Origin of the sequence: Pelagibaculum spongiae (genome assembly GCF_003097315.1) — a bacterium.
Classification (GTDB): domain Bacteria; phylum Pseudomonadota; class Gammaproteobacteria; order Enterobacterales; family Pelagibaculaceae; genus Pelagibaculum; species Pelagibaculum spongiae.
The window spans coordinates 25118-36217 of sequence record NZ_QDDL01000017.1; the positions used below are offsets into that span (position 1 = coordinate 25118).

The window sequence follows — 11100 nt, forward strand, 5'->3', positions numbered from 1 at the left end:
TATAAGGCTTAAATTATGATTGAAATCAAAAGTCTGGGTGCCGGTTTACTATTGTTGTTCAGTATATCTGCAACTGCAGGTGTTTTTATTAGTGCCAATCCCTCCCAGCCAACTCGTATTACTCATCCAATGGGTTATACCGGGCAAGGTGGTGTAGTAACTCTGACGGTTTCTTTTGATGATGCTGAACTGTCAGACCCAGATCGATTTGAAGCAACTTTGATTAACACGCTCAATCACTACACGCGATTAACATGGAGCAATAACAACGCCCAATTAGACGCGTCTTTGCCTTTTGGTCATGATTTGCAAGCAGTGTTATTGCAACTATTTGGTTTTTCTCAAGGCTTGACCAGCTCTGCGGATGGGTATTTTACCGTTGCAGGTGCTGGTGCTGATGGCATGCTAAATAGAAGCAAAGGTCCAGATTCTCGCTCAGGATCACATGATGATATTCGCGGAGATGATGTTAATTATTTTTGGTTTGAACGAGGAAGAAATAACCCATTTGCTGCGCCAGAAATAGCGGATTCTAGCACCATGTCTGTAGACTTGGAGCACTTACCTTCTAGTCATTCATTTGCATCAAATGCTAATGAAAGTGTTTCTAGAGGCGGGGGGTATGGTCAATACACTAGTTCAGTGATGTTTGACCCTTTGCCAAATAATTTCACTCGTCGACGTTTGGCTGCGGATGATGCGAATACATTGAGGTTGGCTCGCTCTGGAATTGATAGAATTGCAAATACAGAAGACGACTATCGAGTTCGCTTTAATTTTGTTGGCCGAAATCAGCCAGCAGATATTAGAATCAGAACCGCCAGTATTGATAATGCGATATCACGTTTTTCATATTCTAAACGACAGCTAGCAGCAGATACCGATGTGCTGGTATCAGTGACTGTTGCTGTCGAAGAAAATGTTAATTGGTATTACGATACTGAACCAACGAATACCGCGCCTCAAATTACGATTGCTGACGATAGTGGGTTGAATCCACAGGCTGCGCAGTTAGTTAGAACAATCGATTTAACAGCGGTAGATTTAGAGTTGGACGATGTCAGTTGGGCTGTTAGCTCACAAGTGATGTCGGAGGCTGCTTCTCTAGATTTATCTACAGGCAATCAAGTAACGCTTACTTACCAAGTGCCAGAAACATTTCGTTCTATTGACCAAATAACGGTTGTTGCAACAGATTTTCTTGGATTAAGTCAGATATTATCTATTCCAGTCGATGCTTCAGCGCTACCACCATATATACCACCAGAGGATACTTCTGAAACTCCGTTTCAAACTTCTATTAGCGGTGCAGGTGTGATTTGGAGTGGCGGGCTAGTGATGCTAGGTGTTTTACTTTTCCGAAGAAAATTTAAAAAGTAGGGGTAAATCAAGCCGCTTTAATGATTGAATTAAAGCGGCTTGTTTATGAAATTAACTTAGTTGTTTTTTCAAGCCTTTAGGCAAACCCTTAATGGTTAAGGTATCGCTGGCCACATCATAAATAACCCGGTCACCTAACAATTCCTGCTTGAAGGTCAAACTGATGCCGTCACCACGACCAGAAATTTGGCTCAGCTGGCGCAATTGCGTTTTGCTAGAAGGGATTTCTGGCTGCAGACTGATATCTTGTGAGTGAGCAAAATCTAAGAATCGACTTGGGTTTTGCTGATCAAGTGCACGTGCCAGATCTTTAGTTTCAATCGGTAGCTCTTGCTCTAAACGGTCACGGCAATATTCTTCAGCATTTTTTAACAGACGTGATTTTTCTGAGGAGTTTTCTTCCTTACAGAAAGCATCTAATGTGCTGTTAAGAATTTTTGCTTGCAGGCGATTGTCTTGTAAAGCTTCGGTTTGCAGCAATTGCTGGAAAATGCTTTCAAAGCGAGCGCCTGAGCGGCCACGATAAAAACTGATATCACCAGCAGAAGTAATTCGCGCACCGACCATGATTCCGGATAAATCGAGCATTTCTGTCTGACTAAGTAGCAGCTCAGATGAAATTGCAAAACCCGGTAAGCGACGTGCAATGGCAAAGGCCAGTTCATCGTCTTGGCTAAGGCTGATCAGTACGCCACCTTCAAACAGACTATCTTCGCCCAGCTGATCTGAGATGTTATTCGCGGTAGCCAAAGATAAATTTTGTAACTGCTCAGCAGAATGATCTTGCACCTGAAAATCAGAGCTCTCGGTCAGGCGGCCAGATGAAGAGACCTGCTGATTTTGGAACCAACTGTTCAGAGTGTGTTGAACTTGTTGACCGATAGCTTCAGAAACTTCTACTGATTGTTGTTGTTGCTGACCAGGAATTACCTGGGTGAGCGTGCTCTTCATCTCAATACCTATCAAGCAGAATGGCAGGTCAGCTGATTCAGAAATATAACGTAGCAGCTGAACTATTAAAAAAAGAAAGGCCGCAGATTATGCGGCCTTTATCATCAGATTTTCCAGTACCAGATTATTTATTCTGGTCTTTCTCATCCTTTTCATCGTGATGATGTGGTTTGATCATATCTAGCAAGTTACGCATTGAGCTAGAAAGCTCTTTGACTGCTGAACCTGTGAATTCGCCGATAACGCCAAGCCTTGGGCGACTTTCTTCGACAATTTCTTCTAAATGATCAACTTCCTTGTGTTGAGCCTGGCGCGTTTCACGCTCTAACTCCCGTTCAAGGGAGCGAAGCAGGCGTTTGGTTTCCTTGATTTGAGCTTTGAGCTCTTTCTTGGTCGCCTTAAATTCTTTCAATGAATGATTCATTGCCGCTCCGTCGAATTACTTGGTTAACATGATCAGGCTTATTGGGAGCAAGAAGAACACGACAATCATATAAACCAACGCGATCCACTTATGTTTACTAGCCTGATGTGCAAATAGCCTTGCTGCCTTTAATGGGATTTGCCTTAAAAAAGGTGTCCCATAAATTACAACCACAGATAATGTGTTATAGCAGAAATGAACCAGAGCAATTTGTAATGCAGCACCAGCGGCCGGTCCGCTCACTGCGGTAGCTGCTAATAATGCAGTAATACAAGTACCAATGTTGGCGCCCAAAGTGAAAGGATAAATCTCTTTCAATTTAAACAAACCATTACCCGCCAGCGGAATAATTAAGCTGGTGGTGGTCGAAGAAGACTGAACTGCAATCGTCACCAAAGTACCCGAAGCAATACTACCAACAGGGCCGCGGCCAATTGCCTTGTGTAATAACTCTTTTGCTCTACCCACCATCAGGGTCTTCAAAAGCTTGCCCAGAAAGGTGATAGAAACAAAAATCATCACCAAGCCGATAGCGGCCAATGCGACACCACCACCAATGCCAGGAAGATCATGGAGCAGGTCTTTAAATACAGAAACCACAGGTTTGGTAATTGGCTTGATAAAATTCAAGCTTTTTATGCTGACAGAGTCACCACCCACCAACAAGTTGCTTAAGTAGAAGCTGACCTTGGCAAGAATGCCAAACATAATTTCCAGCGGCAGAAAAATAGCAACCGCCATCAGATTAAAGAAATCATGAATTACCGCAGCAGCAAAAGCCCGACGGAATTCTTTACGCTTACCCGCATGAGCCAAGCTCACCAGCGTATTAGTAATTGTGGTGCCAATGTTGGCGCCCATAATCATCGGAATTGCAGTTTCTACAGGTAAACCACCAGCCACCAGGCCAACAATTACCGAAGTTACCGTACTGGATGATTGAATCAGAGCGGTTGCTAATGCACCGATGATCAGACCCATAAATGGATTGGTTGCAAAAGCGAACAGTTCAGCTGCACCGTCTTTGCCGCCAGAAGCCCATTTAAAGCCACTGCCAATCATACCTACAGCAAGTAGGATTAGATAAATCATGCTTGCAACAGCGACCCATTTTAAAAAGTGAGACTGTGGCGAGCGTTGTTGTATTACTTCAGTTCCAGATTGCATGGAAAACACACCTTTAGGGCCGACTTCGGCTCCAAGAGCGGCGCATTCTATTACATTTATTTTGCAAAATAACCCCTTAAGATCATTTTGTAGCTGTTGACTTTTTAAGTTAATTGTCGTCGTAATTTTGACGTTTTTTCTGTTTGCTGGATGAAGACTTTTTTAACAGCAGATACATGCAGCCTGCACCACCGTGATGACGTTGTGCAGTATGGAATGCCAACACCTCATCAATCATTGGTAGCCAGTGGTTTACATGGCTTTTTATCACGGCCTGTTGTTCGCCTCGATCCCCTTTACCATGGGTAATCAGTACAACCTTCAAATCAGATTGGACACAGTCTGAAATAAATTCCCACACATCTTGTCTGGCTTGCTCTAGCGACCGACGGTGCAAGTCAAGGCGTGAATCTATAGGGAATTTACCTTGCCGAAGCTTTTTATACACCCGATCCTGAACACCCGGTCGCCTAAATTGCAAAAAGTCATTGGGGTTGACCATTTCAATACCGGTATTTCCTAATGGATTGGTCTCTTTATTCTCATGCACTGCCGAAATTTTTCGCATTTGATGGCCAGGCGTTATTTCAGTTTTGCTCTGAATATTGGCTTTTCGACTTGGGGCCAGAGGTTTGACATTGCCCACTTCACTTTGAAACAGGTTTTCTTCATCTTGCATGGCTAGAATTGATCAATCAGGAGGTGGTAGCAAAGCATATCACTGCTATCGAACTGGATACAGATTTTGAGTTTGCAAATCGTGACAGGTATTTTATTTTTTACTAAGGCTTTTATGGCAGTAGAAACGTTATTTATAATTTAGTTAACACATACAAATAACAAGGTGATACTGTGTCTCAAGCTACTGAAGTTTCTAAAAATAACCAGTCGGATCAACCTGCATTGTTAGTTGAGTGGACTGAGCAGCTCAGTGTTGGCATTGAAGAAATTGACGAACAACATAAAATATTGGTTGGGCTATTAAACGATTTACATCGATCTATTGTTGAGCATCATGGTAGTGAACAAGCGATGCAAACGCTTGATAAATTAGTTGAATACACACGGATTCATTTTGCAGTTGAAGAAAGTTTGATGAGAATTTTGGGATACCCCGATTACGAAGAACATAAAGAACATCATGAAATGCTGATTACAGAAATAGGCCGGTTGCAGCAAAAGCTTCGTGATGATCATAAATCGATTACTTTTGAGTTACTGCATTTCCTAAAAACTTGGCTAACCAAGCATATTTTGGATGATGACATGGCTTATGTTGATCACTTTATATCGGTTGGCGTTAAAACGCAGCATGCGAAGCAAGGATTGATGAATCGACTGTGGCATTCAATTGCTGGCTGATTGAGTGCTGATTAATTGAAGTGCAAAGCCTGCCAGAACGTCTTTGGTGGGCTTTTATTATTTAGCAACAAACACTGGTCATACCAGTGACCTTGCAAATAAATCAGCGTATGATTTCTTCAAACTATAAAAAGAAAGCTGGTCATAGATCATATGAATATAAGTCAAGTCGATCTGAATTTGCTGGCCTATCTAGATGTACTGCTACGAGAGTGTAATGTGACTCGTGCAGCAGAAAATCTTGGTTTGAGCCAACCAGCAACCAGTAATGCGCTTAAGCGATTGCGTAATTTATTTAATGATCCGTTGTTGATTCGCACCAGTCAGGGCATGCAGCCGACTGAACGGGCAATGCAGTTGCAGCCTATCATTCGACATATATTAAGCGATGTTGAAGCGGTACTTCAGCCTAGGGAGGGTTTTGAATCTAACCTCAGTCAGCGGGTTTTTCGGATTATGGCTAGTGATTATGCCGAAGCCACGCTCATTCCCTATCTGATTCCTTTACTGCGAAAGCAGGCTCCAGGCATTACGCTGGATTTTTTAACGCCTAGCGATGTGAATGTGCAGGATCTGGAGCAGGGCAGAATTGATATGGCAATCAATCGCTTTAGTGAGTTGCCAGATTCTTTTCATAAAGCCACGGTCTGGCAAGATAGCTTTACTTGTGTGATGCGCCCCGACCATCCAATTTTACATGATTATACGCTGGAAAATTACCTCGAAGCGCAGCATATTTGGGTCAGTAAAACCGGCATGGGTGTTGGAACTGGCGTTGACTTGAGAAAGCCACGAGAGTTGGGTTGGGTTGACCAAGCGCTATTAGAACAAATTGGTGCCCGGCGAAACATTGCCTTGCTAACTCGCCATTATCAGACCGCAGCCATTTTGGCACGAAGCTCAGATTTATTGGCGACCTTGCCTAGCCGTATTGCCCAGCAATATTCACAGACAGGCCGATTGGCGATGCTGCCGCCGCCGTTTGATATCCCTAAATTTGAACTGACCATGGCTTGGAGTTCGATGTTGCACCACAACCTAGGCCATCGCTGGTTGCGTCGATTGATTATCGACACCGCCAGAGAACATCTAGATCAACCGACGAAACCGGCGCCATCGACATAGCTTTAAAATAGCCAGAGCGGTTAGCTCTGGTTTTTTATATCTTGATGATTTTTTAGGCTTTCCAGAAAACCCTGCAGCAAATTCAATTCTTTATGGTTAGGTCTGGCTCGCTCAAGTAGATTTTGTAGTTTTTCTGCCGACTGTAAATGACTATCTGATGGTGCAAAACCGGTTAAATCCATTAACTGATCAATCCGTTTATGTAGATGATCCAACTGTTGGCGTTGTGGGTAGGCTTGATCATTTACAGAAATGCTGGTGGTTTGAATTGCTGGATTGAATGGGACAGGGCGTCGGTTCTGCTTACAGATTTCATAGCAAAACAATTGCACTGCCGAAGCCATATTCAACACGGGATATTCCGGGTTAGCCGGTACGCATGCATGGTAATTACAGCGAGCTAGATCTTCATTGGATAATCCGCTTCTCTCACGGCCAAACACTAATGCAACCGGTCCATTTTGTTGTTCTTGCAGGAGTTTTCCAGCGCTGGTTTCTGCATCAATTAACGGACGTTTGTTGTCCCGCTGTTTAGCGCTGGTGCCGATAACCAGTGAACAATCTGCAACGGCCTGATCCAATGATTCAACCACATGGGCGTTTTGTAATAAATCAATGGCTCCAGCTGCTCTACTCGTTGCTTCATCGGAAGGATAATCAACCGGATTTACCAGCCATAGATCACTTAGCCCCATGGTTTTCATAGCGCGAGCGGCTGCACCAATATTGCCTGAGTGCCAAGTTTGAACCAGAACGATGCGAATATTGCTAAGAGACATAAGATGCTAAATCAGTGGCTGAGAAAATTAAGGTCGGCAATCATAACGGCTTTTGCTCAATCAGCAAATTGCTTAAGCCAAAGAGCTAACTGTTCTTAATAATGCATCAGAGAGTGCAGTAATAAAAATGCCGCGCTTTAAGTCACCCCACTAAAAGGCACTAAAAACACGGCATTCTATTTGATTCTATTTAGTACGAGGCAATTTTCTAATTGCGTAGCAGGCTTTCCACTTCGGCAATTTCTTCTCTGGCTTGTTCCAGGATTAACAAACTGGATTCAGGTGTTAATTCAGCCATTCCTAAACGCCCCATTGCAGGGACTTTATCGAGTGTTGGGCAGCGAACCATTTCTGGTGTGCCAATAAAGCTGTGTAGCTGGGCAATATTAACTAAATCGACATAATCTAATTCACCGTCATGATCCCGGCTCCAGTTGTCTGCTTCGCGGCAAACCAGTGCCAGATCATCGTCTAATTCCCATTGTTTGAGAATCATTTGGCCAATCTGACCGCGCAAACTGATGATGATCTGATCCAGTTCTTCGTCTTGCAAATCTTTTTGGCAAGAAAGCGCTTGAAGCAGTGGAATGGTACCGATGTCGTGTAACAAACCAGCCAAGACTGCTTTGTCAGGATTCAAGCGGCTACCATTTCTGGCGAGCACGGCGGCCAAAGCGGCTACACGTGTGCTGTGCTGCCAAAGATCTTGCATCTTCTTTTTGAAACGATCGGCCTTAGGCTGAAAGAAGTGGCGCATGGTAAATGCGACAACTAAATTGCGGGTGATTTTCAAACCAAGACGCATTACGGCTTCACGGCAGCTGCTAATAGGCACCCGTCCGCGGTAAATAGGGCTATTTACGGTTTTGATTAAATAGGCCGCCAGCAAAGGGTCGGTTTGAATAATTTTGCTGATTTCACCAACATCTTTGTCTGGATCATTGGTTGCTTGGCGAATTTTCATTGCCAATTCAGGAAAACCGGGAAGTTTTAGCTGACCTTTTTCAATTTTTTCAGCTAACTCGGTAACAATTTGCTGCTTATCCATGTTTTTAAATATAGCGCCAATACTGGAATGGCTACATGCTAACAGCTGGGTCAGGCGTTGGCCTGACCCGCCCAATCATTTCGTGACAAAGATCAATTTGATAGGAACTGTTTTATCAATTTACTAACTCGGGCAACAATTTCATCGGCTTCTTTTTGGTTAATGATTAATGGTGGTAACAAACGAATAACATTGCTCGCTGTAACGTTAATCAGGATTTTATGTTCAATTAAAGCGGTTTTTACTAACTCAGCGCAGGGGCGGTCTAATTCAATTCCCAGCATTAGTCCTTTGCCGCGAATATCAATGACTCCAGGTACATCAGCCAGAGTTTCTTTTAAATTGCTAAACATTCGATCAGCAATTAATTCGACATGAGCCGACAAATTATTTTTTTCTACTTGCTCTAATACTGCCAAGGCAGCAGAACAAGCTAAAGGGTTTCCGCCAAACGTCGTGCCATGACTTCCGGGGGTAAATAGCTCGGCTGCTTTTCCTTTAGCCAAACAAGCGCCTATCGGAACGCCATTACCGAGGCCTTTAGCCATGCTAATAATATCTGGTGTGATATCACTGTGTTGATAGGCTAGAAATCTACCGGTTCTGGATACGCCAGTTTGAATTTCATCAAGCATCATTAGCCAGTTATTTTCATCACATAATTGGCGAATCGTAGCTAAGAACGGATTATCGGCAACCGTCAATCCGCCTTCACCTTGAATGGGTTCTAACAGTACTGCGGCAATATCGGTTCTTGTTGCAAGTGCTTTAAGTTGCTCAATGTCGTTGTAATTAATCCTAATAAAGCCCTGCACCAGTGGTTCAAAACCTTGTTGAATTTTACTATTGCCGGTTGCGGTTAAGGTATTGAGGGTTCGGCCATGAAAGGCATGGCTCATCACCACAACATGCGGCATTGCTATATCTTGATGATGCCCGTGCAGCCGAGCCATTTTAATCGCAGCTTCATTGGCTTCGGCACCTGAGTTGCAGAAAAAAACCTTGTCCATACCAGCCAGCCTTGTGAGTTGCTGAGCCAGTTTCTGTTGCAGATCGATCTGATAGACATTCGAGCAATGCAGCAGCTTTTCAGCTTGTTGTTGAATTGCTTGAGTGACTGCCGGATGGCTGTGCCCTAGGTTGCAAACGGCGATACCGCTTAACGCATCCAAGTACTCATTGCCTTGTTCATCCCACAGTCGAGCGCCGCTGCCGTGGCTGAAACTCACTGGTAGCGGGGCGTAGTTGTTCATCAAGTGATTGTTATTAGTTTGCTCGAGCATGACTGTGTCCTGAATGCAGCTTAAAAAACCAGACAACTGTAACTGGTTCAGTCTGATACCAGCAAGCGATCAGTTATCGGAAGTTTGCCAACAACTTTTTAATTTGGGCGTAACCTAAAGGGGTGTTGGCTTATTAATTCTGGAGAGAAAACGCGTGGCTGAGTTGGTTCAGTTATTTTTGAAGGTCTTCTTCATTTTGACCCCGTTCTTTGTATTGTCGGTATTTATCTCGCTCACTCGGGATGTTTCGGCGCATACCCAAAAGATTCTGGCAAACCGGCTGGCAATGGCAGTGCTGATTAGCTGTGTGGTGATTTTCTTGACTGGCCGCTATATTTTCGAAATTTTCGGCATTACGTTGGATGCTTTTCGAATTGGCGCTGGTTCAGTATTGTTTTTATCTGCTATTTCAATGGTCAATGGTGGTAGTGGTGGACCAAAGCGCCCTGGAACAGATGATGGTGTAATCAATATGGCAGTGGTGCCGCTGGCGATGCCGGTAACGGTAGGTCCGGGTGTAATTGGTGTGTTATTGGTTTTAGGTGTTGAACACGTCGGGTTGACAGAAAAACTCAAAGTAGTTGCGGCGATTGCGATGGCGAGTGCTGCACTTTGGGTGATTCTGCGTTTAGCAAGAACCTTGGGAAGTCGTTTAGGCTCACAAGGGATGGAAGTAATTGCTCGTTTAACCGGTTTGTTCGTGAGTGCAATTGCTGCGCAAATTATCTTTACCGGGGTTCGAAATTTTATGGCTTAGCGCAGTTTTACTGCCACTCAACTGTTAAAGCTGAGTGGCTTTTTTCTCAATGATTATTCAACCTGAGTGCGCCAATCTTGTTCGGCTGATACTTCAAAGATATCTTTTTCTATCGAAGCGGGCTTGTTGCGATTTTCATCACGACTAATCATTTCATTTTTGAGCTGTTGTTTGATGCTATTGGCTTGTTCAAAGCGGTTTTTTCGCCAGTCTTCATCAACACCAGGGATTTTTTCCAGCGCTTCAATTGCCTGTTCGATATGTTTCATTGCGGTGGTTAAGATGCCAGACATACGATCTTTACTAGCGCGTAGTAATAGCAATTCAATGCTGATTTGCTTTACCGCTAATTCCAGTCGAGTTTTATGTAATTGAAATTGTGTCGGGCTAATCAACTTACGTTTTTGCCACTGGCTAAGTAATTTCAGTAACCGGTTAAGTTGATTGCTAAGCGCTTGTGCTTGGTCGTTACTGTTAACCGGGCTGTCGATACTGAATTGTCCCGATTCAATCTGCTGGCCACGAGTTTCGGTTTCAGCAATCTCTTCGCGAATTCTTTTTTGTTCAGGATCCAGTGCCATAATATTTTGCAGCTGAATATCGATTTGCTGATTGAGCAAACCGCACACTTCTTTGTTGAGATAGCGGGTAGGGATTGCGGTGAGTAGCTGGCTTAGGAAGTCGACTTGTTGTCGGCGCTTAAAAATTTCTTCCAGCTTTTTAACTCGCTGTTGTTCCCGGGCTTGTTGGTACCCGTTAAAAGCAATCAATAGCACCAGAAGGGCACCAATAGTGCCTCCAATTAGTAACCAGCTCATGCTGTA

General features: G+C 43.8%; 12 protein-coding genes. 4 read left to right on the top strand and 8 right to left on the bottom strand.

The genetic code is table 11. The annotated features are described in order from the left end of the window. Window positions 1–15: 15 nt before the first annotated feature. Complete coding sequence (locus tag DC094_RS21560) at window positions 16–1380, top strand: hypothetical protein (RefSeq protein WP_116689198.1); 1365 nt, start codon at window positions 16–18, stop codon at window positions 1378–1380. 51 nt (window positions 1381–1431) lie between these two features. Here DC094_RS21560 and DC094_RS21565 read toward each other — a convergent pair whose 3' ends face one another. The 4 genes from DC094_RS21565 to smrA all read right to left on the bottom strand — a co-directional run bounded on the left by DC094_RS21565 (window position 1432) and on the right by smrA (window position 4601). Continuing rightward, entirely contained in the window at window positions 1432–2331 is a 900-nt protein-coding gene (locus DC094_RS21565; protein ID WP_116689199.1) for a nucleoid-associated protein, read from the bottom strand. Between the two features lie 124 nt (window positions 2332–2455). Next, window positions 2456–2755 (bottom strand): hypothetical protein, encoded by a 300-nt coding sequence (locus tag DC094_RS21570; RefSeq protein ID WP_116689200.1) that lies wholly within the window; start codon window positions 2753–2755, stop codon window positions 2456–2458. Between the two features lie 15 nt (window positions 2756–2770). Next, complete coding sequence (locus DC094_RS21575; protein ID WP_116689201.1) at window positions 2771–3922, bottom strand: Na/Pi symporter; 1152 nt, start codon at window positions 3920–3922, stop codon at window positions 2771–2773. A gap of 109 nt (window positions 3923–4031) precedes the next feature. After that, window positions 4032–4601 (bottom strand): DNA endonuclease SmrA, encoded by a 570-nt coding sequence (gene smrA / locus DC094_RS21580; RefSeq protein ID WP_116689202.1) that lies wholly within the window; start codon window positions 4599–4601, stop codon window positions 4032–4034. A gap of 173 nt (window positions 4602–4774) precedes the next feature. Between smrA and DC094_RS21585 the strand changes: the two genes are divergently transcribed. Further along, window positions 4775–5284 carry a bacteriohemerythrin gene (locus DC094_RS21585; RefSeq protein ID WP_206605725.1) on the top strand — a complete coding sequence of 170 codons (510 nt, stop codon included), beginning with the start codon at window positions 4775–4777 and terminating at the stop codon, window positions 5282–5284. A 153-nt stretch (window positions 5285–5437) separates the two neighbouring features. Next, a complete protein-coding gene (locus DC094_RS21590) occupies window positions 5438–6409 on the top strand; it encodes a LysR family transcriptional regulator (protein WP_116689203.1) in 972 nt (323 codons plus the stop codon). 20 nt (window positions 6410–6429) lie between these two features. Here the strand turns inward: DC094_RS21590 and DC094_RS21595 are convergent, their stop codons facing one another. The 3 genes from DC094_RS21595 to DC094_RS21605 form a co-directional block, all read right to left on the bottom strand. Beyond that, entirely contained in the window at window positions 6430–7188 is a 759-nt protein-coding gene (locus tag DC094_RS21595; protein ID WP_116689204.1) for an RNA methyltransferase, read from the bottom strand. 208 nt (window positions 7189–7396) lie between these two features. Further along, a complete protein-coding gene (locus tag DC094_RS21600) occupies window positions 7397–8236 on the bottom strand; it encodes an HDOD domain-containing protein (RefSeq protein ID WP_116689205.1) in 840 nt (279 codons plus the stop codon). A 92-nt stretch (window positions 8237–8328) separates the two neighbouring features. Beyond that, complete coding sequence (locus DC094_RS21605) at window positions 8329–9519, bottom strand: acetylornithine transaminase (RefSeq protein WP_116689206.1); 1191 nt, start codon at window positions 9517–9519, stop codon at window positions 8329–8331. A gap of 154 nt (window positions 9520–9673) precedes the next feature. Here DC094_RS21605 and DC094_RS21610 point away from each other — a divergent pair, with 154 nt between their 5' ends. Continuing rightward, a complete protein-coding gene (locus DC094_RS21610; RefSeq protein WP_116689207.1) occupies window positions 9674–10276 on the top strand; it encodes a MarC family protein in 603 nt (200 codons plus the stop codon). A gap of 53 nt (window positions 10277–10329) precedes the next feature. Here the strand turns inward: DC094_RS21610 and DC094_RS21615 are convergent, their stop codons facing one another. After that, the gene (locus DC094_RS21615; protein ID WP_116689208.1) at window positions 10330–11094 is read right to left on the bottom strand and encodes a hypothetical protein; all 765 of its coding nucleotides are present in this window, start codon (window positions 11092–11094) and stop codon (window positions 10330–10332) included. Between the last annotated feature and the right edge of the window lie 6 nt (window positions 11095–11100).

Coding starts and splice junctions, on each gene's coding strand:
- DC094_RS21560 (WP_116689198.1), top strand. CDS start 16: ATGATTGAAATCAAAAGTCTGGGTGCCGGTTTACTATTGTTGTTCAGT.
- DC094_RS21565 (WP_116689199.1), bottom strand. CDS start 2,331: ATGAAGAGCACGCTCACCCAGGTAATTCCTGGTCAGCAACAACAACAA.
- DC094_RS21570 (WP_116689200.1), bottom strand. CDS start 2,755: ATGAATCATTCATTGAAAGAATTTAAGGCGACCAAGAAAGAGCTCAAA.
- DC094_RS21575 (WP_116689201.1), bottom strand. CDS start 3,922: ATGCAATCTGGAACTGAAGTAATACAACAACGCTCGCCACAGTCTCAC.
- smrA (WP_116689202.1), bottom strand. CDS start 4,601: ATGCAAGATGAAGAAAACCTGTTTCAAAGTGAAGTGGGCAATGTCAAA.
- DC094_RS21590 (WP_116689203.1), top strand. CDS start 5,438: ATGAATATAAGTCAAGTCGATCTGAATTTGCTGGCCTATCTAGATGTA.
- DC094_RS21595 (WP_116689204.1), bottom strand. CDS start 7,188: ATGTCTCTTAGCAATATTCGCATCGTTCTGGTTCAAACTTGGCACTCA.
- DC094_RS21600 (WP_116689205.1), bottom strand. CDS start 8,236: ATGGATAAGCAGCAAATTGTTACCGAGTTAGCTGAAAAAATTGAAAAA.
- DC094_RS21605 (WP_116689206.1), bottom strand. CDS start 9,519: ATGCTCGAGCAAACTAATAACAATCACTTGATGAACAACTACGCCCCG.
- DC094_RS21615 (WP_116689208.1), bottom strand. CDS start 11,094: ATGAGCTGGTTACTAATTGGAGGCACTATTGGTGCCCTTCTGGTGCTA.